Origin of the sequence: Halomonas sp. DP5Y7-2, assembly GCF_019802025.1 — a bacterium.
In the GTDB taxonomy this organism is placed as follows: domain Bacteria; phylum Pseudomonadota; class Gammaproteobacteria; order Pseudomonadales; family Halomonadaceae; genus Halomonas; species Halomonas litopenaei_A.
In genome coordinates, this window is record NZ_JAHVHY010000005.1 from 438057 (window position 1) to 459951 (window position 21895).

A 21895-nucleotide genomic window follows, 5' to 3' on the forward strand; every position below is an offset into this window, starting at 1 on the left:
TCGAAACGCTGATTGAGAGTAGCCTACATCAGTGAATTACGTAGCAGGTTCCTCAAAAGGCAGGGGCTGTTGGCCTCGACGCACCTCGAACACATTCAGCGTCATCGCCACCAGCGCGTAGTACCCCAGCACTCCTACCAGCTCCACTACAGCCTCTTCGCCAAACGCCTCCACCGCCTCACGGTAGGTGGACTCATCCACTCGGCGGGTGTCATAGAGCTGGTAGGCCAAGCGGTGCACCAGCGCCTCCTGGGGATCCTCGAAGGGCGGCTGCCGGCCCTCGCGCAGTGCCTCTACGACTGCCGGGGAGAGACCGGCCTCCAGCGCGATGGGGGCATGAATCTGCCACTCGGCCTGGGACTTCCACCACGCAGCGGTTGCCAGGATGGCAAGCTCCGTCAAGCGCAGTGGCAGGCGTGTCCCATAGCGGCAGAAGGCCCCAAGACGCTGGGCGTTGTCGGCCAGCTCCGGGCTATGCACCCAGGCGAGAAACGGGCCGTCCAGGTTGCCGCGCGGTCCGCTGAGGATGTCGGACAGCACGCGCCGTTGCTCGTCGGTCATGCTGGCATCGGTGAGCTCCGGCAGGCGGGATCGGATGGACATCTTGGTTTCCTCAAATGGGGTCTTGGGTACAGTGGATGAGCACCACAGCGCGCAGCCGACGCCTAGGCACCACCGGCAAGGCATTCGACCAGCGCTGTGTCGATGGCGGCCTCAAGCTTGTCGACGATCTCATCCAGGTGCCTGTCTTCGACAATATAGGGAGGGGCCAGCAGCACATGATCACCGCGCCGACCGTCGAGGGTGCCCCCCGCCGGGTAGCACATCAACCCCTGGGACATCGCAGCCGACTTGATCCGTGCATTCAGTCGACGCTCTGCCGGGAACGGTGCCTGGGTCTCACGGTCAGCGACCAGCTCCAGGCCAAGGAACAGGCCACGGCCACGCACATCACCCACCTGGGGATGATCGCCAAAGCGCTCCAGCAGACGGCGCTGCAAGCCTTCGCCCTGGTGACGCACCCGTTCAAGCAGTCCACGGTCCTCGATACTGCGCTGGACAGCAAGCGCCCCGGCACATGCCGTGGCGTGGCCAATGTAGGTATGCCCATGCTGAAAGAAGCCTGATCCCTCGGCAATGGCGTCGCGAATTCGCTGGCTTGCCAGCGTCGCACCAATCGGCTGGTAGCCACCTCCCAATCCCTTGGCAATGGTGACGATATCCGGGCTGATCCCCTCCTGCTCGCAGGCAAACAGCGAGCCTGTGCGTCCCATGCCACACATCACCTCATCCAGAATCAACAGGATGCCGTGACGATCACAGATCTCGCGGACTCGCTGGAAGTACCCAGGCACGGCGGTCACCGCGCCGAGCGTAGCCCCGACGACAGGCTCTGCCACGAACGCCATGACACGCTCGGCGCCGAGCTGAGCGATGGTCTGCTCGAGCTCTTGTGCCAGGCGCTCGCCATAGGCGATGTCGCTCTCTCCCGCCTGTTTGCCGCGGTAGGCATAGCAGGGGCTGACATGTGTCGTCTCGCTGAGCAGCGGTTCGAACGGTTGGCGACGCCAGGCATTACCCCCGGTGGCCAGGGCTCCCAAGGTGTTGCCGTGGTAGCTCTGTCGACGAGCGATGACCTGGGTACGCTCCGGCTGGCCGATCTCGAGGAAGTACTGACGCGCCATCTTCAATGCTGCCTCTACCGCCTCGGAACCGCCGGAGACAAAGTACACGCTGGCGATACCCTCAGGGGCTCGCTCTACCAGAAAATCGGCCAGCGCTTCCATCGGTTCTGAGGTGAAAAAGCTGGAATGAGCGTAGGCCATCTTGGAGACCTGTTCAGCGATGGCCTGCTGCACCTGGGTATCGCTGTGGCCCAGGCAGGACACTGCCGCCCCGCCGCTGGCGTCCAGATAACGCTTGCCACTGGCATCAATGAGGTAGGGACCATCCCCGGCCACCGCGGTGGGGTAGGTAGAAGTGAGATGGCGATGAAAGACGCGGCTCATGCTGGCTCCCGGGGTGGTTGGCCCATGGCAGGTAGAAGGTACGGCGGATCACGTGCGTCGAGGCGGCCAGGGCATCTGACCGAGACATCTGCTGGTGAGCACGAGCTCAGGATCAGGCGCTGGTCGAGTGGCTGGACGGCATCGACATCATTACCGCCAACAACAAATGCAAATATTAAATGCTTTTCAGATTGTTTCAATGCATTGTTTGCAAAAGCTCGCCTTCTCTACGCGTCTTCTGAGATAGCTGGCAAGATAAGCAGCTGTTTTCACATGGCCTCTATCGCCGAATGTTTCAGACAAGGAGCCAAGATGCCGTCCTCTCCCCCTGCTAACGCGCCGGTGCCTCGCCATCTTGCTGACCTTCAACGTCTCACCGAGAGCATCCGTGAGGGGCATTCCTCGCTGCGTCTTGGGCGGCGCTCACTGGCCGTATTGACGGCACTGATCGAGAGCCCTCAGTCCACTGCGGTGGCATCGATCAGCGAACTGGCGCAGCGCCTCGACGTGAATCCCTCCACGCTGACACGTCTTGCCCAGCGACTGGGGTTCGACGGGTTCGGCGAGCTGCAAGGGGTCTTTCGTCGCGAGGTGGCCGACGGCGGGGAGCATTTCTACAGCGACCTCGCTGCGAAGCTGTCGACGGACCAGGACGAGGGCAAGGGCGTGGCGCGACTGGCACGTCTAGGCCGCCAGGAAAGCGCGAACTTTGCCGCGCTGTTGCACCAGCTGGAAGCGGGCACCTATGACGCTGTCGTCGAGCTGCTGGCCACAGGACCCAGGGTAAGAATCCACGGCCAGCGCCAGTTTGCTTCGCTTGCGCAGTTCATGGCCTATGGATTGGGCATGCTACGTGCCGACGCAGCCGAGCTCGATGCGGGGCGACAGGGAGTGGCCGATGCCCTTGCTCAACTGGACGCGGGTGACGTGCTGGTCGTGGTCAGTTGCTTTCCCTACACCACCAGCGTGCTGGAAACCGCGAAGGTAGCGGCGAAGGCAGGTATCCGGATCATTGCGCTAACAGACAGCGAATCGTCGCCGCTGTCACGGGTCGCAGAACACCGCTTCCTGGTACCCAACGACAGCCTGTTCTTTTCCAACGCCATGGGCGCCTTCTTCCTGTTGGCGCAAGGGCTACTGACTGAGGTGGCAGACCGACTCGGCCATGAAGGACTGGCCGCGCTGAGACGACGAGAAAAGATGATCCGAGAGTTGGGGGCATCACTATAGTGCTGGACCAGCGAGCCCGCCACGCGGGCTCGCTGCCTGCGCCCGACGATCGCCGTCAAGCGCGGGGGATACTCAGGGCAGTAGCACCGTCGAGCCGGTTGTCTTGCGTGACGCCAAAGCGTCCTGGGCCTTGCCCGCCTCTGCCAGCGAGAAACGCTGGGCCACATCAATCTTCACCTGGCCGCTCTCGATCATATCGAACAGCTCATCCGCCATGTCCTGCAGCCGCTCAGGCGTATCCGCGTAGCCATTGAGGCTGGGACGCGTCACATACAGCGCGCCCTTCTGGTTGAGGATGCCAATATTGACGCCTTCCACCGGCCCCGAGGCGTTGCCGAAGCTGACCATCAAGCCTCGCGGTTTCAGACAGTCGAGCGACGTCTCCCAAGTGTCCTTGCCAACGCTGTCATAGACCACGTCGACCATGGCACCGCCCGTCAACTCACGCACACGCTCCACCACGTCTTCCTTGGTGTAGTCGATGGTGGCCCAGGCGCCGTTACGCTTGGCAAGCTCAGCCTTCTCGTCGGAGCTGACCGTACCGATGAGCTTGACCCCAAGCGCCTTCGCCCATTGGCAGGCAATGGAACCCACGCCACCGGCGGCGGCATGGAACAGAATGGTTTCGCCGCCCTGCAGCGGATAGGTCTGGCGCAGCAGGTACTGCACGGTCAGGCCCTTCAGCATGGCCCCGGCGGCGGTCTCGCAGCTGATGCCTTCGGGCAAGGCCACGACCTTGTCGGCCGGCAGGGTATGCAACTCAGCGTAGGCGCCCAGAGGCCCCTGGGCATAGGCCACGCGATCCCCGACCTGCAAGTGCTCGACGCCTTCACCCACGGCATCGATCACGCCTGCCCCTTCGGTGCCAAGCCCAGAAGGTAGCGATGGCGCCGGGTAGAGTCCGGTACGAAAATAGATATCGATGAAGTTGAGGCCGACCGCCTCGTTGGCAACGCGCACTTCACCCGGTCCGGGGGCCGACGTGGGCGTATCCACCAGTTCCAGTACGTCTGAACCACCGGTACGAGCGAACTGAATCCGCTTGGCCATGGAAAAGATTCCTTACACTGCTAACGGGATGTACGCCCAGTCAAGCGCTATGCGCGAGTGGGGTCAAGCCCAATGTCTTCCATCTTCCTCTGCCGGGCGGCATTTGAGGGTACACCCCACACCAGGTTGTGTGGGCAAAGCGAAGCGCCGCTCTCACTTCGCCTTGACAAGACAATAGATGTTATCGACACTCATCAAACTGTATACATTATCGACATGATAATGCATACATGAATAACGCGCTGCACAGAGGCAGAACCACCGCGATGGATCGCCGTTCATGGACCTTAACCTCATGCGACGACCGCCAGGCCCTGTTCAGTCCACTGAGAAAGGCGCACTGACGTCTCCCACTGACGAGATTGCTAACATGAAGAAGAGCCTGATTTCTGCTGCTGCCCTGCTGTCCTGCTCTGCCGCGCTAATGACGGTCGCGGGTGGAGCCTGGGCTGACGACGCCGCCCAGTCGGAGGTGGCCGAGGAGTGCCAGCTGACGATCGACAGTACCGACCAGATGCAGTACGACAAGAGCGAGATGAGCGTACCGGCGAGTTGCGAGACCGTCAGCCTGACGCTGACGCACTCCGGAACCATGGCCAAGAATGTCATGGGCCACAACTGGGTGCTGGCACCTAGCGATGCCTATCAGGAGATTGCCTCCGCGGGGATGCAGGCGGGGCTCGACAACAACTACCTGCCTGACGATGACCGCATTGTGGCTGCCACCGATGTCATCGGCGGCGGAGAGTCCACGCAAATCACCTTCAGCACCGAAGGGCTGGACGACAAGGACCTGACCTTCTTCTGCTCCTTCCCCGGTCACTCTTCGATCATGAAGGGCAGCTTCAGCCTGAGCGAAGGCTAAGCCCGAGCGCCTGCGACATAACGTCGACAGCGGCCTGCCTCCGGCTCCAGGGCCACCCTGGAGCCTCTGCCGGCGCGACCCGGGCTTCCTCCGTTCATGGTGCCAGTGAGCGGATCAACAACCACCTTGCCCGGTGAGCGCCGACCCGCCCGTCAGAGGGTGCGGGACATGATGCCCGCTACAGCGTTCGCTTTAGGGTGGGCCGACACGTTGGCTACAGGGTCTGCGGAAAGCTCTCAAGCCCCCGCACAAAGCGATTCTTGTAGTCTTCGAACAAGGCCTTGTCCTGCTTGAAGTTCGCCACCACAGAAGCGTCGTCCACACTCAAGGTCCGCGGCAGATTATCCAGACTGGTCGCCGGATGCTTCGGTCCCAGTCCGATCTGCAGCTCACCCGGGCCCTGCAACCAACGCTGGATCCCCGCAGCGGTAAATTCCGCCTTCTGTGCGTCGCTGACCACGTCCACCCTCAGCGGTGCGCGTAGCGCAAGCTCGGCAACCAGGCGCAGCGCCGGATTCAGGGTTTTCTTCTTGGGCGCATCGCCCTTGTCTCCCGCGGTATCTGCGTCCGGGTCCAGCGAGGTCAGCTGTGCCACGTTCATGCTAGTGCCCGCTTCGTCACTGACCAGCAATGCCAGCGCAACCGGGCGAGATTGATCGTCGACCAGCGCGATCAGCCGGGCCGCTTCCTGCTTGAACAAGACCCCGATCACGCCAGCGAAGGTCACCAGCGGTGCGATGCCCGCCTGGTGCCCGTAGGCTTCTGCGCACAGGCGAGCCAGGCAGGCCTCTCGTTGCTGGGGCTGGTTGATTTTGACGACCTTCATCACTGACCTCTGATTGCTGATACCTTGGGCGCCACAACCGTGCAAGACTGGACGGCTGGAGCCTACATCGAAAGCCGCGAGACTAGCATATTCTTGACGCTCTCGCTGGAGTCCTGACCGCGTTCGAGGATCATGGCCGGTGGCTTCCTCAATCGGTCATCTTTATGTGTCACGATGACCTGGCACCAAGCCGACGACGCCGGATGGCAACGCCGTCAGCGGATCATCGGCCCATTGCGTGGCGCTGCCTTTTGCGATGGTCTTGCCGCCACGCCAGACAAGGAGAGCCCATGACTCACCGAAGCTTGCCGCCTCTGGCGCTGCCCCGCCAGATGGCCCACCGTGGACTATCGGCCCACGCCCCGGAGAACACCTTGAGTGCCGTGCAGCTGGCATGGGAGGCCGGTATTACCTGGGTGGAGCTCGACGTGCAGTTGCTCGGCGACGGAACCCCGGTGATCTGGCATGACCCGGGAATGCGTCGCTGCTCGAACGGTCGCGGCAAGCTGGCCAAGCTAAGACTGGAGCAGGCACAGGAGTACGATGTGGGCGCCTGGTACGCAGAGCGCTTTCGCGGGGAACGCATGGCGACACTCGACGACATGCTCAATCTGCTGGATCGCCGTGACATGGCGGTCAACTTGGAGCTCAAGATCACACGCGGCCGCGACCCCGAAGCGCTGGCCGAATCGGTGATTCCCCGGTTGATGGAAGCCCTGCCCTACGACAGGCGCCTGGTTTCGTCCTTCAGCCCGGCCGCGCTGGATCATGCCCGCAGCATCGCTTCAGCAGAACACCTGGCACTGGGCGTGCTTACCGACAAGGTGGGCAAGGGGTGGCGCCAAGACGTCGAGGCGATAACGGCCTACAGCCTTCACTGCGACTGGAAGAAATTGAAGGAACCCCGCGCCCGGGAGGTGGTAGAAAGCGGCACCGCGCTCCTTTGCTACACCGCCAATGACCCCCTGGCCTTCCAGCGCTACTGGGACTGGGGGGTGACCAGCGTCATCTCCGATGATCCCGGCCGTTTTCTGAGTCCTCCTGTCGCCACCTGAACGGGCGGAAGCGTCGCCTGAGACTCATGAAAGCAAGACGCGAGATCACGTCACGAGAGAACGACGCGAGATCACGTCACGAGAGCACGACTCAACCAAGCGCTTGCTTGGCAAACCTGGGGCATGCTCGCTATGGTAGGACCAGCCTTCCACCAGCGAGCGCCTCGACATGCTCAACAGCGATGCCCCCGTTAGCCCCCAGACCTTCCGCCGCCAACGTATGACGATCCCCTTGCACCAGGGTCTCGATACACTCGCCTCCTCAGCCGAGTCAGCGCATCTTGAGGTAGCACGTTGGCATCCCGGCGGTGACACCACTGGGGTGCCACTCGTGCTGATGCACGACTCACTGGGTAGTATCGCGCTGTGGCGGGACTTTCCCGAACGGCTATGCCGGAAGACCGGTCGCGAGGTCATCGCCTACGACCGCCTGGGCTTCGGCCAGTCCAGCGCACATCCTGGGCAGTTGCCCCACAGCTTCGTCACCGACGAAGCGCATCAAGGCTTCGCCGCGGTACACCAAGCGCTGGGGTTGGAGGGCTTCATCCTTGTCGGGCACAGCGTGGGCGGAGCCATGGCGGCGGCGATAGCGGCTCGCTACCGTGACTGCCATGGGCTGATCACCATGGCCGCACAAGCCTTTGTGGAACCACGCACTCTTACCGGCATTGGCGAGGCTCGCGATGCCTTCGCTCGGCCCGGCCAGATGGAACGACTCGAAAAGTACCATGGCGCCAAGGCCCGCTGGGTGCTGGACGCCTGGGTCGACACCTGGCTGGATCCCGATTTCCGAGGTTGGACGCTGGATGACCGCTTGGCCCAGATCACCTGTCCGGTACTGGTTCTGCACGGTGATCAAGATGAGTATGGCTCCGAAGCCCAGCCCCGCCGCTACGCCGAACTGCCAGCCGGTCCCTGCCAGATGCAGATTCTGAAGGAATGCGGCCATGTACCCCACCGTGAGCAACCCGACCGGGTGGTGGAGATCATCACATCCTTTGTGAACGAATCACGCTGATATCCGGGCAGGCCCCACATTACTGCAGCAGTCGCATCAGGGCATCCATGTCCAGGTGCTGTTCGATGGCGTCCGCCAGGCGATCGAGCTGCTGTTCCCGGTGGGCATTGAGGTCAACATGCCGCTGGGCCTGCGGGTCAAGTCCGAGCCTGGCGAGCAGCGCCTCGCAGGCATCGGGCCCATCGAACAGTCCGTGCAGATAGGTGCCCATGACCTGGCCATCCTCGCTGACGGCGCCCTCGTCACGGCCTTCCAGCCGCAGCAGGGGCCGGGACAGTGCCGGACCTCGACTCACCCCCTGATGAATCTCGTAGCCGTGGATGCTGCGGTGCCCACCGGCGTGTTCAATCCGACCGCTGACCTGTTTCAATTGCTTGCGAGGTAGCATGGTCGTGGTCATGGCAAGCCAGCCGAGTCCTGCGACACCGCCCGGCTCGCCCTCGACTCCGTCGGGGTCGTCGATCCACTCCCCCAGCATTTGAAAGCCCCCGCAGATGCCGAGCACTCGACCACCGTAACGAAGATGCCGGCGAATTCGCGCCTCCCAGCCCTGGCGGCGCAGCCAAGCCAGGTCGGCGCGGGTGTTCTTGCTGCCCGGCAACAGGATGACATCGGCCGGAGGCGGTGGTTGGTCCGGACCCACCAGGCTCAGCTTGATGCCTGGGTGTAGCCGCAGCGGATCCAGGTCCGTGTGATTGCTGATGCGTGGCAGCGCAGGCACCACCACCCTGAGCGCTTCCCTCTCGTGTTCATCGAGTGCCTGTTCCAGGGATAGACTGTCCTCGGCGTCCAGCCACAGCCCCTGAAGATAGGGCAAAACGCCCAGCACCGGCCGTGCTTCACGCTGGGACAGCCAGTCGAGCCCCGGCTCCAGCAGCCCGATATCACCGCGAAAGCGATTGATCACAAACCCCTTGATACGCGCATTCTCGGTATCGCTGACCAGCGCCAGGGTGCCACAGAGCTGCGCGAACACGCCGCCGCGATCGATATCCCCCACCAACAGGACAGGGCAGTCCACGGCTTCAGCGAAGCCCATGTTGGCGATATCTCCCTCGCGCAGATTGATCTCCGCAGGACTGCCCGCCCCCTCGGCAATAATCACATCGAAGCGCTCGGACAGGCGGCGGTGGCAGTCCAGCACGGTCTGGCGCGCAGTGCTCTTGTACGCGTGGTAGTCCAGGGCCGCCATGCTGCCGTGTACCTGGCCGGCCAGAATTACCTGAGCGCCCTTGTCGCTCTCAGGCTTCAGCAGTACCGGATTCATGTCCGAGTGGGCGGCCACTCCGGCGGCCTGGGCTTGCAGCGCCGTCGAGCGACCGATTTCGCCGCCATCCACGGTCACGGCGCTGTTCAAGGCCATGTTCTGAGGCTTGAAGGGAGCCACCTTGACGCCACGACGGGCCAGCGCGCGACATAGTCCCGCCACCACCGTGGTCTTGCCGGCATCCGACGTGGTGCCCTGAATCATCAACGTTGCCATTACACCCTTCCCTCTCCTTTCCCGCGCACTTTCCCACGCAGTCTCCCGCGAGCTTTCCCACGACGCCCAGGAACTGCCGTTCGGCCACCCTACAATTCGATGCCCTTCTGCGCCTTGATGCCCTGCTCCTTGAATGCGTGCTTGACGACCTTCATCTCGGTCACGGTATCGGCCAGTTCAATCAGTGGCTGCGGTGCATGTCTGCCCGTGACCACCACATGCTGCATGGGTGGCCTTGCCTGCAGGTCATCGAGTACCCGGTCAAGATCGAGGTATCCGTGGCGCAGCGCGATATTCAGCTCGTCGAGCAGCACCAGCGCGATATCAGGGTCCGCCAGCAATTCCCTGGCCTTGTCCCAGGCGGCTTCGGCAGCGGCCACGTCACGGCGTCGGTCCTGGGTATCCCAGGTATAGCCCTCTCCCATGACGTGAAAGGTGACGCCAGGCTGGCGACGATAGAAGGCCTCTTCGCCGGTAGAGAAGGCGCCCTTGATGAATTGCACCACCGCCACCTTCATGCCGTGGCCCAGGGCCCGACCCAGCATGCCGAAGCCGGAGGAACTCTTGCCCTTGCCAGGCCCGGTCAACACCAGCAGCACGCCCTGCTCCTTGTCGGCGCGGGCGATGCGCTCGTTCATGATGCGCTGCTTGGCTTCCATGCGCCGGGCATGGCGCTCGGGATCAACGTGTCGTGATGAAGGTGTCGTCAGACTCATGGGGCCTTCCCTGTGTCGGTTTCAAGGAGCATGGGGCAGAGGCAACGCGAGGCACGAAGACACAGGCGCCGTCGACTTCAACAACGCTGAGTGGCTGTTGGTACAGCCGCTCCAGGGCGGCTGGCACCAGCATGGCGTCACTTGGCCCCCAGCAGGCACTGCCATCGGAATAGAGCAGCAACAGGTGATCACACCAGCGTGCTGCCAGATTGAGATCATGCAAGCACATCACCACCGCGGCGCCATGGCTTGCCTGCTCGTGCAGCAGTGACATGGTGCCGACCTGATGATGCAGGTCGAGGTGGTTGGTGGGCTCATCCACCAACCAGATATCCGGGTCCTGAGTCAGCACTGTCGCCAGACTGACCCGCTGGCGCTCCCCCCCGGACAGGGACGACAACAGTCGCCCCCCCAAGTGAGCGATGTCCAGGCGCTCCAGCGCCTGCCAGGCGCGTTGGATATCGTCTTCGGACTCGTTGTGCCAGGCGCGCAGGAAGGGATGTCGCCCCATCAAGGCGGTCTCCAGCACCGTGGCGGGAAATTCGTCGTGGCGTTCCTGAAAGACGACGCCCAGGCGCTGGGCCAAGGAGCGGCGGCGCCAACGAGGGAGGGCCTTGTCGGCCAGCGCCACGCTGCCACTTCTCGGCGATTTCAGCCCTGCCAGTGTATGCAGCAGGGTACTCTTGCCGGCCCCGTTGGGCCCGAGGATGCCCCAGCGGCTGCCGGGTTCGAACACCATCGACATGGGCTGGCCGCCCGAGCGCCCCGGCACATCGATGACCAGGTCGGAACAGGCCAGGCCTTTGCCGACATCGCTGTCCGCAGACCTCCCTGCCTCATGTCGCGGAGCTGACCTGTGGGCCTGTGCAGATGAGTTCGAGGTGGTCATCAGCGCTCCTCAGCCGCGGCTTCGATGCAGCAGATACAGAAAACTCGGGACCCCAACCAGCGCAGTGATCACCCCGACCGGCAGTTGCTGAGGGGCGATCAGGGTGCGCGCCAGGGTATCTGCCAGCGTCAGCAAGGCGCCACCGGCCAGCAACGAGGCCGGCAGTATCAGCCGCTGGTCGGCGCCTAAGCGCAGCCTCAACATATGGGGCACCATCAAGCCGACAAAGCCCACCGCACCGGCCGTGGTCACCGCCGTGGCGGTGGCCAGGCTAGCGCCCAGATACAGTCCCCATTCCAGAGGTCGCACGGCAACACCCAGCGCCAACGCCTGCTGGCCACCACGCGCCAGCACGTTCAGGGTCCTGCCCAGCGGTACCAGCACGGCTCCAGCCAGCGCGGCCACCACCAATACCGGCCAGGGACTGCGCGCGTAGGCCATGTCTCCCATCAGCCAATACAGCATGCCGGGTAGTTCCTCTACTGGGCTGACCGCCAGCAGGAAGGTGATAATGGCGCCCCAGCCGGACGCCATCACCACCCCCGTCAACAGCAGCCTTGCCGGCGACCAGCTGCCGCTGCCGTGGGCCAGGCCAAACACCAGCAGAATCGATATCAGGGCACCGCTAAAGGCGGATAGCGACACCAGGGCAGCGCCAAGACCGGCCAGCATGGCGCCAAGGGCAGCCACTGACGCGCCTCCCGACAGACCCAGCACATAGGGGTCTGCCAGCGGATTTCTCAACAACACCTGCATCAAGGCACCCGCCAGCGCCAGCAGCGCGCCAGTCCCGAAGGCCGCCAGGGCACGCGGCAGGCGCAGTTCCCACACCAGCGTGTGGTGCAGGGGGCTACCGTGTCCGAGCAGGGTCTGCCACAACTCCAGCGGCGACAGCGCGACACTGCCCACCGATACGGCCAGCAGCAAAGCCAGCACACCCACCAGCAGCAAAGCCCACAGCGGTCGCCGTCGGGAGGTGCGGGAGCTGAGCGTTCTAGCGCCGTTCACGTGCTGTCTCCAGGTGGTCGCACAGCCTGCGTGTTCCCTCGACCAGCCGCGGCGTGGCCCGCTGCACCAGGTCCGGATTGATGAAGAACAGATTGTCTTGAGCCACCGCGGTCATCTGTGGCCAGGCTCGCCAGGCATCCAGCCAGGTGGAATCGGCCTTGCCCATGCCTCCGGTAATGATGACCTCCGGGTCCGCCGCCAACACCGCCTCCCGTGAAAGGCGAGGCACCAATGGCGCCTCGCTGGCAAACAGATTGACGCCGCCGCAGAGTGCCAGCGCGCGACTAATCCAGTGTTCGCCGTTGACGGTCATCAGCGGTTTCTCCCATACCTGATAGAAGACCTCGACCGGCAGCGAGTCACTATAGCGCGCGCTGAGCGACGCCACCGAGTCGCGCAGCTTGCGGGCCGCGGCATCTCCGGTGTCCTGGGTACCGGCCAGGCGGCCGAAGCGCTCCAGCGTCGAGGCGATGTGCTCGAAGTCCGAGGCGTCCGAGCGGAACACCGGCAGACCGAATGCCTCCAGGCGATCCACCTGCTGGCCGGGATTACCCCCGGCCCAGGCCACCACCAGGTCCGGCTCCAGCGCCAGCAGGGCCTCCAGATCAAGGCGGTCGTAGCTGCCTACCTGAGGCAGCTCGCGGGCCGCTTCCGGATAGTCGCTGAAGCTGACGACACCCACCACCCGCTCTCCCGCTCCCGCGGCGAACAGAAGCTCCGTCACACTGGGCGACAGCGCGACGATGCGCTGGGCAGGCGACGCCAGGCATAGCTTCCGCTCGGTGTCATCAACCACGCAGATGTCGCCGTCCCCGTCGGGAGAGGAGGACGCCATGGCGGCACTGGTCAGCGCCGACAGCACCAGGCCAGCGCTGGCCGAGACAAGCGCGCGGCGGATGATCACAGGTTGAAGCCAACGCTCAGGTAGGCGGCACGGCCCGGGTTCTCGTAGTCCCAGCCACCCTGGAAGGCAGACGCACGGGACGTCGCGTACTCACGGTCGAACACGTTTTCAAGGGTCAGGTTGGCCTTCCAGTCCGGGGCAAAGGCCCAGCCAGCGCGAAGGTCCAGGGTGCCGTAGCCGGCCAGCCGCTGGTCGTTGTTCACATCGTTGTAGCGATGGTCCTGGGCGACAAAGGACGCTCCCAGGTTCCAGTCACCCAGCTGGCGATCGGCGTCCACACGCAGGGTCTGGGAAGCACGGCGAATCAGCTGTTTGCCGGTGTCTCGGTCTTCTGGATCGGTATAGGCCGCGCTGGCCGCCAGGCTCCATTGATCGAGCTCGACACCGGCGGCCAGCTCGACCCCGCGGATACGCGCTTCGTTGACGTTAAAGGGGGCAAAGCGGGTACCACGCTGCTCGCTGGCGATCAGGTCATCAACGTTGGTCTGGTAGACGGCCAGGTCCCAGAACCACAGGTCGTACTGGCCGCGCAGTCCGAGCTCATAGGTCTCGGAGTCTTCGGGGTCCAGATCACTGTTGCCGTAACCGGGAAAGTACAGCTCGTTGAAGGTGGGCGCGCGGAAGGCGGTGCCATAGCTGGCACGCAGGGTGTGCGAAGGGTCCAGTTCGTAGCCCAGCGCCAGGTGACCAGTGACTTCTTCACCGAAGGCCTCATTGTCATCGTGACGAAGCCCCGCCTGCACCGAGAATGGCTGAAAGTCCATCAGCGCCTGGGCAAACACCGCCACATTATCGCGACTGGTCTCTTCGTAATCCGTGGTGCTGTCGACCTTGTCTTCCAGGTACTCGGCCCCCGCGACCACTTCATGGGCGCCCAGGCGCACACTGTTGTCCCATCGCAGCGTGCGGGTCTCGGTGTCGAACATGGTCGTCGTGGCCGGGCCGAAGGCGGTCGGCTCTGCGTGATCTTCCAGTTCGTCCCGCGCTTCACTCAGGGTCAGCCTGGACGACCAGTCCTCGGTCATGGGCACCTCGGCATAGACTCCGGCCACCTGTTGAACGTAGTCCGAATCGCCGCCCTCGTATTCACTGTTACCGCTGGCCCGCAGGCCAAGAAACCCGAGGCGTGTACCGCTATCGAAGGTGTGCGACAGACTGACCAGGCCCGAGGTGTTGTCATAGCCCTTGTCGTCGCCGCCATCGCGGATCTCGGTGCCGTCACTGTCGAGGCGGGTGGCGCTGAGCTGATAGGAAGTGCCACCGTCACGGCCCGACAGGCTGGCCGAGGCCCGCTGCGTATTGAAGGAGCCACCGCCGACCTCGATGCTGGGCGTTGGCCCTTGCTCATCGGGACTGTCGGTAAACAGCTGAACCACTCCACCTACCGCGTCGGCGCCATAAAGCGTGCCCCGGGGACCACGCACCACCTCGATACGCTCGAACATGCGCGGCTCGAGATACTGCCAGCCAGGCCCCCCGTTGGTGGCCGAACGCAGGCGAATGCCGTCGATCATCATCACGGTGGAAGAGGAACCGGTACCGCGCAGATAGACGCTGGCCTGCTTGCCAAAGCTTCCGTTGGTGGAAATGTCGACTCCGGGCTGGCCACGCAGCGCATCGACGATGCTGACCGGATCTCGCCGCTCGAGGGCCTGCTGATCGATGACGCTGACCGAGGACAGCGACTGACTGGCCGTGCGCGGCGTCAGCGTCGCAGAAACGACCACAGGATCGAGCTCGGCGGTTGCCGCTTTACCCGTAGCAGCTTCCGCAGAAGTAGCGTCGACAGAGGCTGATTCAACAGGCGCTGATTCGACAGAGACCGCTGACATGGCAGGCGTGGACGACTGGGCGTTGGCCTGCGCCACCATTAGCCAGGGAGCAGCAGCAAGTCCAGCGACCATGACAGCATGGCGGGCAGTCAACCCCTGACGACACTGGACTGACGGAACAGCAGAAGAGCAAGAAGACAACATCGGTGTATCCCTTGGTGCCGCGCGTCCCCGCACGGCATGAACCCTTGAAGGCCGAGGAGCGGGAGGGAAACCTGACGTGGCGCTGGCACGCCTGTCGTCGAATCATCGCCGGTCGCTGACGACGATGACCCGGCAGCTCGTCAAGGCATGAGGTCAGCCGAGACGCGCCAGCAACAAGAGATGCCGTGCACCGGGACCCCACCGCCCCTTGGCATGGCTCTTCAGGCCGGTCTCCGGGCTTACGAGCAGAACCCTTGTGGCTCTGGCGCGCTTGCCTTCCCGTGGCCTGTCTAGAGGCAGCACAGTGGCATGATGAAGCACGCTTGACTCGATCACCGTTGCGGGGGCAGCGCCGGGTTCACACCGACTTCCCGTTTCACCCCACGTGTCTATTGACGTTCGTGACCCGCGCGCCTTGCGAAGTAAGAAGGCTGACGCCGGGGCCGTCCTGCACGTTGGTTGGGGCACCTGAGAGTGGACGTAAGCTAGCAACCCGGGTGACGGGCGTCAACGACACAGATCAAGCGGCATGCCCCCAGCATCAAGGAAGGGCACCGGACAGCGGCATCATTAGACCATGGCGCACCAACGTGACCGAGTCAGCCTGTTGGCAGGCATCCTGGCCAAGCCAGCCCATCAGGTCACGCAGCCGACGCTGTTCGGGGTCGACGGGCACGATGCCACGCCCGACCTCCTGCACGATCGCGATACGCGGACCAGGCCCCGAGCGCAGCCGCGTGAAGGCGTCGCGCCACTGGCCTTGCAACTCCTGATCGGAAGCCCTGGGCAACGCCCAGGTCAGCCAGTCCAACCAGTCGCAGACGACCAGCGACTCCGCTGAACCCAGCGCGTCGACGCTGCCGCTCAACCACTCATGCGCCTTACACCAGCGGGCGCCAGGGTACTGCTCTGCTACTCGCTGGTGCTTGCCACTGTGGGCACCGCCGAGGAAGACGTGCATGTGATCTCCCCTGCCTGTCGGGTCAGTGTCCAGCGTCGCCCGGCCGCCTGGCCAACGACACCCTGCCAGAACGGGACGCCCTCGAACTCACGTCTCAGTTCACGGATCACGCCGCCATGGGTGACCACCAGCACTCGCCGGTGCCCCGCCTCGACGGCGGCATCAAAGATCGCATCAAGCGCCAGCGCCAATCGCTCGCGCAGATCCTGAGCGGATTCGCCCCCCGGCGGGGCCAGCTCGCCGGCGCTGTCGATCCAGTCGCGGTACACCGGATCATCCTTGAGCTCTTCCCACTGGCGGCCTTCGAATTCACCAAAGTCATTCTCGCGCAGGCGCCGGTCCAACCGTGGAGCGGGCCAGCCTCGCCCCTCGGCAATATGGGCGAGCGTCTGACAGCAGCGCGTCAGGTCGCTGGCCACCACCGCGTCAAAGACCTCATCGGCGAGTTCATCCCGCAGGCGGTCCATATCGCCAAGCGCGTCGGGCATCAGCAGCGGAATATCCCGCTGACCTTGATACCGCTTGTCGAGATTCCATTGCGTCAGCCCGTGGCGAACCACCACCAGCTCGAGACAACTATCAGAAGCCATACTTCTCCTCCTTCGATGGCGCTGCCCAGCATATCGCCGTTGATACCGCGAAAGGCCTGGATCATCCCGCGACCAAAGCACCAGGTAAAGGCCCCCATGGCCAGCGCCATGCCCAGCAGCCCGAACAACGGAGCCACCAGCACCAAGGCCAGGCAGGGCAGCAAGGCAAGCGCGAGGTCGCCCCAGTAGAGCCCCTGTTGCCACTGATAGGCCAGCCCCTGGGGCCGGGCAGCGGGTACGCTGATCAGAAGCGCTACCGCCGCCCCCCGGGACAGGGCGGGCAGTACCACAAGCCCCCACAGTGGTGCCTCCAGCGCCAGCCAGCACCACAGCAGTGCTCCCTTCCATGCCAGCAGAAACACCAGTGCCAGGATGCCGAAACTGCCCACCTGGGGATCCTTCATGATCTCCCAGCGACGTTCCAGCGAGGTGTTGCTGCCAAGAGCGTCGGCCAGGTCCATGACACCATCCAGATGCAGCCCGCCGGTCGCGCCGACCCACAGGGTCAGCAGCAACAGCGCTCTCAGCGGGTCCGGCAAGGCACTGGAGGCAGCCGCCAGCGACGCCATTAGCCCGCCTATGGCGAGCCCCACCAGCGGGTAGCAACGTGCCGCCCAGCGCCGATTGGCGTCATTCCAGTCGATCGCGATCGGCAGCGGTATCCGGGTCAAAAACTGGATCGCCAGCCCCAGACCCGCCAGCATCGGCGCACAGCGTGTTGTCATGTCTTTCACCAGATTCTCCTGCCGCATCTTCCTTGCACGCTGTCCTGTCAGAGGTACGGGCCCAGCCATCAGGGAGCCACTGTCGCATCACTGGTCTTGGCCACTACCAGCCACTACCGGCCACTACCGGCCACTACCGGCCACCACCGGCCACTCAATCATCTGCCCTGCCACCACTTCGATCACCCGGTCGGCCCGACGTGCCAACAGCCGATGTAGCCGCTGCAGTTCTCGCACATACCAGCGCACCAGCGCATCCTGGGCAGGTAGCTCCTCATTGAGGTCGTTGGACACCACGACCAGGTGGATATCCCGCTGACGCGCATCGGCCAGTACGGCCGCCAGCTCCGCCTGAGCAAGCCGTGCTGCCTGGCGCCTTGAGCCGGGATCGATGCCGTCGGCAAACAGGCGTTGGCTTGTCCATAGGGTCAGGCAATCCAGCAGGACGCTATCGCCAGGAGCCACGGTACGCCAGGGGTCGAGCAGCTGCAGCGGTGCTTCCAGGGTGCGCCAGCGGCCATCACGGCGGGCCCGGTGACGGGCCACTCGAGCCGCCATTTCGCGGTCACTGGAGCGAGCCGTCGCCAGATACCAGAGTTGGCTACTGGGGCTGTCAGCGTGCAGCGCAAGGGCCGCCTGTTCAGCGACACGACTCTTGCCGGAGCGAACGCCTCCCGCGATAAAGACGATCATGCGCCGCTGCCCCACCGCTCTGCCTGTGGCGAATCGCGCCACTCTTCCAGCCGCCGTATCAGCAGCTGATTGCCCTGTCGTTGCTGCAATGCCACACGCACCCAGGCACCGTCGAGGCCAGCGAAGGTGTGGGTGTGACGAACCAAGACGCCATCACGCGCCAGGTGCCTGACGAGGCCTTCACCTTTTGCTCGGGATGGCGCCCCTGGCGGGCGAAACAGGACAAAGTTGGCTTGGGTCGGCAGGGCGACCAGGCCAAGCCTGCCCAGCGCCAGTGGCAGATAGGCACGCTCGGCCATGACCCAGTCCCGCGTCCTGCTGGCAAAGTCGGTATCCGCCAGAAGGGCCGGCACCAGGGCACTGGCGAGTCCATTGACGCTCCACGCTGGCTGATGACGCTGCAGGCGTCGACAGCAGCTCGCTGACGCCACCAGGTAGCCAAGGCGCAGGCCAGCCAGGGCGTAAAATTTGGTCAATGAGCGCAGCAATATCAGCGGCAGCCCCTGGTCCACCAGCGCCGTCAATGACATTCCAGGGTCGGCAAAGTCGACAAAGGCCTCGTCCACCACCACCAGAGCCCCACGGCGTCTTGCCGCCTCTAGCAATGTCACCACGTCCTCGCGGGCCATGCAGGCACCGGTGGGATTATTGGGCCGACAGAGGAATATCAGATCGACCTTGTCGGCGGAGACGTCCAGGCGAGACGTCAACCGTTCGATATCCAGCGGCGCACCCTCGGGATTCAGCTCATATCGCTCGACGGCGATCCCGTTGAGCGCGCAAGCTCGCGCATACTCTCCAAAGGTGGGTTCGACGATCAGCGCGCGCCCGCCTCGGTATGCACTGGCCACAAGATGGATGGCTTCGGCGCCGCCATTGGTCAACAGCAACCGATCAGCGCCGAGACCCAACGCGGCTGCCAAGGCCGCATAGGCCGCAGGGTGGCCAGGACCAGGATAGTGCCGGGCGCTCTCCAGACTGTCCTTCAGCCAATCGGCCAGCCAATCGGGAGGCCCCAGGGGGTTGAGACTGGCACTGAGGTCGAGCCGCGGTTCGGTCCCCGCAAGGCCGAGCCGCTGCAGTAACACCAGGCCCTGCCCGCCATGTTCGGGCCAGTCCGCCTTCGTCCCTCGCTGATTCACACCACACTCCCCAGAGCCAGTATCGCCAACGACATCACTATCAGGCTGCCCAGAGTGCCGGCGTAAAGACAGTGAATCGCCGCCGCGATGTGTGCAGGCCTCAGTGGCTGCAACGGTGTGCCGAGTACGGCGCGCCGGCTGACCTGCTCGCCATACCGATTGATACCTCCCAGCTGCACCCCCAGCAGGTTTGCCACCATGGCTTCAGGCCAGCCCGCATTGGGACTGGGGTGAGACGGTGCCTGGCGGCGGGTCGCACCAAGCGCGCCCTGTACATTGCCATGCACCTGATAGTCGCCGCGCAGAGGCGCTGGCACTATCCACCGGACTAGCCACATGAACAGCCACATGACCAGCCACATGGCCAGCGCCGTCAGCCGTGCCGGCACCAGGTTGACCAGGTCATCGAGTCGCGCCGCTGCCCAGCCAAACGCCAGGTAGCGCTCACTGCGGTGGCCGACCATGGAATCCAGGGTATTGATCGCCTTGTAAGCCAGCGCCAGCGGCGCTCCGCCTACCAGCGCCCAGAACAGGGGAGCGGTGATACCGTCGACGGTGTTCTCGGCCACGCTTTCCACGCAGGCGCGGGTCACCCCGGACTCATCGAGCTCGCGAGTATCACGCCCCACGATCGCCGACACCGCCCGGCGTGCCTTCGCCAGGTCGCCGGCCATCAGAGGAACCGCCACCTGCCGCGCTGCCAGCACCAATCCTCGGCAGGCCAGGCACGTCCATATCAACAGCAGTTCCAGCGCCAGGCCCCACCAGGGGCTGACGGAGGCTGCCAGGCCAAGGGCGAACGCCGATGCGGCCCACACCAGCCCCACCACGATCAGCACCAGCGCTATGCCATTGAGGCGACGCCCTATCTGGCTGCCACGATTGAGGACGCTCTCCAGCTTGGCAATCAAGCGTCCCATCCCCACCACCGGGTGTGGCAGCCAGCGAGGATCACCCAGCCACAGGTCCAGGATCAGCGCCAGCACCACCACGATGAGCCCAACACTGCTGAAGGGGGCCAGGCCCAGCGGCTCAAACCAGGACAAGCCCTCCGGCGCCTTATCGGCAAGGACCGCCTGCCACTCGCTTGCTGCATTCATCGAGGCCCACCGACTCCCTTCGCTGCCATCGACACTCATTGGCCAGCATCGACGCCGGCATCATCGAAGGTCGCCATTTCTGCGAGCATGTCGCAGGCGCTTTGCAGCAGCGGATAGGCCAAGGCAGCCCCACTGCCCTCGCCCAGTCTGAGGCCGAGCGCCAGCAGTGGCTCCCCGCCGAGGGCGGCCAGGGCCTCGCCATGCCCCGCTTCATCGCTGCGATGACCAAACACCAGGTAGTCGCGCACACCGGGGGCCAGGCGCGTCGCGGCGAGCGCCGCCACCGTGGCGATAAAACCATCTACCAGCACCGGGGTGCGACTGGCCGCAGCGGACACGCAGGCTCCCGCCATGGCCACAATCTCAAGCCCACCGAACCGCGCCAGGGTATCCAGTGCCGTGCGCCCGGTTCCACGGGCCAGCGCCCTGCCGATGACCTCACGCTTATGGCGTAGACGTTGATCGTCGATACCCGTGCCGCGTCCGGTCACGGCATCCACCGAGAGCCCGGTAAAGGCGGCCAGCAAGGCGCTGCTTGCGGTGGTATTGGCGATCCCCATTTCACCCAAGATCAAGCACCCGGCACCCTGGTCGGTGGCACGCCGCGCGGCGCGGACACCGACGTTCAGGGCAGCCTGCACGTCATCCTGGCTCATGGCATCTTCCCTGGCGATATTGCCGGTGCCGCTTCTGACTCGATCAACGACAACGCCTGCCACTCCCGCGCAGGATGTGGACACACCTACATCGACCACTTCCAGGCGAGCCTTGAGGCGTCTGGCGAAAACATTGATGGCGGCCCCACCCTGGGCAAAGTTGGCCACCATCTGCGCCGTGACGGAGGCAGGAAACGCCGACACGCCCTCCGCCGCTACCCCGTGATCGGCAGCGAAGACAATGACGGCAGGAGGGTCGACACGCGGCAATGCCTGCCCGGTCATTGCCGCCAGGTCCGCCACCAGGTGTTCCAGCTTGCCCAGGCTACCCGGCGGCTTGGTCAGGCGGTCAAGACGAGCGCAGGCGCGCTGCCGTGCCAGAGGGTCCAGCGGGGGAATGCTGTCAAGCAGCTCGGCGAAAGTCGGGGGCGGGTTCAGCTCGGGCACGTCAGATCATCCGGTGGGCTGGAGCGCCGCATCAAGCGGCGTTTCAAGTGGTCCGCTCGCCGGACGACAGCGGCGGAGTCGAAAGAGCGAGCTTAGCAGATCGCCTCAACGGCTTCTGCATCACCTGAGTGGCGTGTACAACGCCCTGAGTCGACCTCCCTCCTGTGCTCCGCCCAGCCAGCCCCTCTTGAGGGAGCGCATCCCTTAGACGCTGCCACCAGACTCCAGCTGCAGGCCTCGGCAATCCCTGGAAGCACACGTTCAAACGGCCAGCTGACCACCGAACGGCTGCTGACGGCAGTAATGCCATCTGGAAGACATGCGAATCCACGGCGATCGCGCACGAGCGGATGCTGACGCCTGCTGAATGCCGCTCTGCCCGCCATAAACATCTCATAACATTGATAATGATCAGGGAGTTGCCGAAATGTCATATCGACACAGGATATTCAGCAACTATGCTGATCTGCAGTCGCCTTACGCACTGAGGCATGCCTTGCGCATGCTTCAGTGCGTCGCGTTTAGGGAAAGCGCGCCCCCCTCTCCCATGGC

At 64.2% G+C, this 21895-nt stretch carries 21 protein-coding genes and 1 riboswitch; of the genes, 4 read left to right on the forward strand and 17 right to left on the reverse strand.

Annotated features, from left to right (window positions below; all coding sequences use genetic code 11):
- Positions 1 to 36: 36 nt before the first annotated feature.
- Both KUW18_RS11790 and KUW18_RS11795 read right to left on the reverse strand, forming a co-directional pair.
- The gene (locus KUW18_RS11790) at positions 37 to 603 is read right to left on the reverse strand and encodes a carboxymuconolactone decarboxylase family protein (protein ID WP_206943485.1); all 567 of its coding nucleotides are present in this window, start codon (positions 601 to 603) and stop codon (positions 37 to 39) included.
- A 62-nt stretch (positions 604 to 665) separates the two neighbouring features.
- Complete coding sequence (locus KUW18_RS11795; protein WP_222561479.1) at positions 666 to 2009, reverse strand: aspartate aminotransferase family protein; 1344 nt, start codon at positions 2007 to 2009, stop codon at positions 666 to 668.
- Positions 2010 to 2321: 312 nt separating this feature from the next.
- On the opposite strand from KUW18_RS11795, the gene KUW18_RS11800 reads away from it, so the two are divergent.
- A complete protein-coding gene (locus KUW18_RS11800; RefSeq protein ID WP_206943489.1) occupies positions 2322 to 3239 on the forward strand; it encodes a MurR/RpiR family transcriptional regulator in 918 nt (305 codons plus the stop codon).
- A 72-nt stretch (positions 3240 to 3311) separates the two neighbouring features.
- Here KUW18_RS11800 and KUW18_RS11805 read toward each other — a convergent pair whose 3' ends face one another.
- A complete protein-coding gene (locus tag KUW18_RS11805) occupies positions 3312 to 4289 on the reverse strand; it encodes an NADPH:quinone reductase (protein WP_206943491.1) in 978 nt (325 codons plus the stop codon).
- 370 nt (positions 4290 to 4659) lie between these two features.
- Between KUW18_RS11805 and azu the strand changes: the two genes are divergently transcribed.
- Positions 4660 to 5154: an azurin gene (gene azu / locus KUW18_RS11810; RefSeq protein WP_224907462.1), complete on the forward strand. Its 495-nt coding sequence runs from the start codon at positions 4660 to 4662 to the stop codon at positions 5152 to 5154.
- Positions 5155 to 5368: 214 nt separating this feature from the next.
- Here the strand turns inward: azu and KUW18_RS11815 are convergent, their stop codons facing one another.
- Positions 5369 to 5980, reverse strand: a complete 612-nt coding sequence (locus KUW18_RS11815) for a hypothetical protein (protein WP_206943492.1) — start codon at positions 5978 to 5980, stop codon at positions 5369 to 5371.
- 290 nt (positions 5981 to 6270) lie between these two features.
- On the opposite strand from KUW18_RS11815, the gene KUW18_RS11820 reads away from it, so the two are divergent.
- Together KUW18_RS11820 and KUW18_RS11825 are read left to right on the forward strand one after the other, a co-directional pair.
- Positions 6271 to 7035: a glycerophosphodiester phosphodiesterase family protein gene (locus KUW18_RS11820; protein ID WP_206943493.1), complete on the forward strand. Its 765-nt coding sequence runs from the start codon at positions 6271 to 6273 to the stop codon at positions 7033 to 7035.
- A gap of 169 nt (positions 7036 to 7204) precedes the next feature.
- Complete coding sequence (locus tag KUW18_RS11825) at positions 7205 to 8053, forward strand: alpha/beta fold hydrolase (RefSeq protein WP_222561480.1); 849 nt, start codon at positions 7205 to 7207, stop codon at positions 8051 to 8053.
- Between the two features lie 19 nt (positions 8054 to 8072).
- Here KUW18_RS11825 and KUW18_RS11830 read toward each other — a convergent pair whose 3' ends face one another.
- The 13 genes from KUW18_RS11830 to cobT all read right to left on the reverse strand — a co-directional run bounded on the left by KUW18_RS11830 (position 8073) and on the right by cobT (position 21343).
- Positions 8073 to 9536 (reverse strand): cobyric acid synthase, encoded by a 1464-nt coding sequence (locus KUW18_RS11830; RefSeq protein WP_222561481.1) that lies wholly within the window; start codon positions 9534 to 9536, stop codon positions 8073 to 8075.
- 89 nt (positions 9537 to 9625) lie between these two features.
- Positions 9626 to 10252, reverse strand: coding sequence for a cob(I)yrinic acid a,c-diamide adenosyltransferase (gene cobO / locus KUW18_RS11835; RefSeq protein ID WP_206943497.1), 627 nt, complete (start codon positions 10250 to 10252; stop codon positions 9626 to 9628).
- A complete protein-coding gene (locus KUW18_RS11840) occupies positions 10218 to 11141 on the reverse strand; it encodes an ABC transporter ATP-binding protein (protein WP_222561482.1) in 924 nt (307 codons plus the stop codon). Before KUW18_RS11840 ends, cobO begins: the two co-directional genes overlap by 35 nt.
- Before the next feature lie 9 nt (positions 11142 to 11150).
- Entirely contained in the window at positions 11151 to 12149 is a 999-nt protein-coding gene (locus KUW18_RS11845) for a FecCD family ABC transporter permease (RefSeq protein WP_222163644.1), read from the reverse strand.
- Positions 12136 to 13053 carry a cobalamin-binding protein gene (locus KUW18_RS11850; protein ID WP_224852058.1) on the reverse strand — a complete coding sequence of 306 codons (918 nt, stop codon included), beginning with the start codon at positions 13051 to 13053 and terminating at the stop codon, positions 12136 to 12138. The genes KUW18_RS11845 and KUW18_RS11850 overlap by 14 nt, the downstream gene beginning before the upstream one ends.
- Positions 13050 to 14885 (reverse strand): TonB-dependent receptor domain-containing protein, encoded by a 1836-nt coding sequence (locus tag KUW18_RS11855; RefSeq protein ID WP_409995831.1) that lies wholly within the window; start codon positions 14883 to 14885, stop codon positions 13050 to 13052. Before KUW18_RS11855 ends, KUW18_RS11850 begins: the two co-directional genes overlap by 4 nt.
- Before the next feature lie 350 nt (positions 14886 to 15235).
- A riboswitch (cobalamin riboswitch) is annotated at positions 15236 to 15454 on the reverse strand.
- 116 nt (positions 15455 to 15570) lie between these two features.
- Positions 15571 to 15990, reverse strand: a complete 420-nt coding sequence (locus KUW18_RS11860) for a bifunctional adenosylcobinamide kinase/adenosylcobinamide-phosphate guanylyltransferase (protein WP_222163645.1) — start codon at positions 15988 to 15990, stop codon at positions 15571 to 15573.
- Entirely contained in the window at positions 15942 to 16580 is a 639-nt protein-coding gene (locus KUW18_RS11865; RefSeq protein ID WP_222163646.1) for a histidine phosphatase family protein, read from the reverse strand. Before KUW18_RS11865 ends, KUW18_RS11860 begins: the two co-directional genes overlap by 49 nt.
- Entirely contained in the window at positions 16532 to 17305 is a 774-nt protein-coding gene (locus KUW18_RS11870) for an adenosylcobinamide-GDP ribazoletransferase (RefSeq protein ID WP_242520909.1), read from the reverse strand. The genes KUW18_RS11865 and KUW18_RS11870 overlap by 49 nt, the downstream gene beginning before the upstream one ends.
- A gap of 123 nt (positions 17306 to 17428) precedes the next feature.
- Positions 17429 to 17998, reverse strand: coding sequence for a bifunctional adenosylcobinamide kinase/adenosylcobinamide-phosphate guanylyltransferase (locus KUW18_RS11875; RefSeq protein ID WP_222561483.1), 570 nt, complete (start codon positions 17996 to 17998; stop codon positions 17429 to 17431).
- A complete protein-coding gene (cobD, locus tag KUW18_RS11880; RefSeq protein ID WP_222561484.1) occupies positions 17995 to 19140 on the reverse strand; it encodes a threonine-phosphate decarboxylase CobD in 1146 nt (381 codons plus the stop codon). Before cobD ends, KUW18_RS11875 begins: the two co-directional genes overlap by 4 nt.
- Complete coding sequence (gene cbiB, locus KUW18_RS11885; protein WP_222561485.1) at positions 19137 to 20240, reverse strand: adenosylcobinamide-phosphate synthase CbiB; 1104 nt, start codon at positions 20238 to 20240, stop codon at positions 19137 to 19139. The genes cobD and cbiB overlap by 4 nt, the downstream gene beginning before the upstream one ends.
- 35 nt (positions 20241 to 20275) lie before the next feature.
- The gene (cobT, locus tag KUW18_RS11890) at positions 20276 to 21343 is read right to left on the reverse strand and encodes a nicotinate-nucleotide--dimethylbenzimidazole phosphoribosyltransferase (RefSeq protein WP_409995829.1); all 1068 of its coding nucleotides are present in this window, start codon (positions 21341 to 21343) and stop codon (positions 20276 to 20278) included.
- Positions 21344 to 21895 lie beyond the last annotated feature (552 nt).

What these genes read in the sequence shown, in the direction of transcription:
- KUW18_RS11820 (WP_206943493.1), top strand. Translation starts at nt 6,271, where the DNA reads ATGACTCACCGAAGCTTGCCGCCTCTGGCGCTGCCCCGCCAGATGGCC.
- KUW18_RS11860 (WP_222163645.1), bottom strand. Translation starts at nt 15,990, where the DNA reads ATGCACGTCTTCCTCGGCGGTGCCCACAGTGGCAAGCACCAGCGAGTA.
- KUW18_RS11865 (WP_222163646.1), bottom strand. Translation starts at nt 16,580, where the DNA reads ATGGCTTCTGATAGTTGTCTCGAGCTGGTGGTGGTTCGCCACGGGCTG.
- KUW18_RS11855 (WP_409995831.1), bottom strand. Translation starts at nt 14,885, where the DNA reads ATGTCAGCGGTCTCTGTCGAATCAGCGCCTGTTGAATCAGCCTCTGTC.
- KUW18_RS11800 (WP_206943489.1), top strand. Translation starts at nt 2,322, where the DNA reads ATGCCGTCCTCTCCCCCTGCTAACGCGCCGGTGCCTCGCCATCTTGCT.
- cbiB (WP_222561485.1), bottom strand. Translation starts at nt 20,240, where the DNA reads ATGAATGCAGCAAGCGAGTGGCAGGCGGTCCTTGCCGATAAGGCGCCG.
- KUW18_RS11815 (WP_206943492.1), bottom strand. Translation starts at nt 5,980, where the DNA reads ATGAAGGTCGTCAAAATCAACCAGCCCCAGCAACGAGAGGCCTGCCTG.
- cobO (WP_206943497.1), bottom strand. Translation starts at nt 10,252, where the DNA reads ATGAGTCTGACGACACCTTCATCACGACACGTTGATCCCGAGCGCCAT.
- KUW18_RS11875 (WP_222561483.1), bottom strand. Translation starts at nt 17,998, where the DNA reads ATGATCGTCTTTATCGCGGGAGGCGTTCGCTCCGGCAAGAGTCGTGTC.
- KUW18_RS11805 (WP_206943491.1), bottom strand. Translation starts at nt 4,289, where the DNA reads ATGGCCAAGCGGATTCAGTTCGCTCGTACCGGTGGTTCAGACGTACTG.
- KUW18_RS11870 (WP_242520909.1), bottom strand. Translation starts at nt 17,305, where the DNA reads ATGACAACACGCTGTGCGCCGATGCTGGCGGGTCTGGGGCTGGCGATC.
- KUW18_RS11790 (WP_206943485.1), bottom strand. Translation starts at nt 603, where the DNA reads ATGTCCATCCGATCCCGCCTGCCGGAGCTCACCGATGCCAGCATGACC.
- KUW18_RS11840 (WP_222561482.1), bottom strand. Translation starts at nt 11,141, where the DNA reads ATGACCACCTCGAACTCATCTGCACAGGCCCACAGGTCAGCTCCGCGA.
- KUW18_RS11825 (WP_222561480.1), top strand. Translation starts at nt 7,205, where the DNA reads ATGCTCAACAGCGATGCCCCCGTTAGCCCCCAGACCTTCCGCCGCCAA.
- azu (WP_224907462.1), top strand. Translation starts at nt 4,660, where the DNA reads ATGAAGAAGAGCCTGATTTCTGCTGCTGCCCTGCTGTCCTGCTCTGCC.
- KUW18_RS11795 (WP_222561479.1), bottom strand. Translation starts at nt 2,009, where the DNA reads ATGAGCCGCGTCTTTCATCGCCATCTCACTTCTACCTACCCCACCGCG.
- KUW18_RS11830 (WP_222561481.1), bottom strand. Translation starts at nt 9,536, where the DNA reads ATGGCAACGTTGATGATTCAGGGCACCACGTCGGATGCCGGCAAGACC.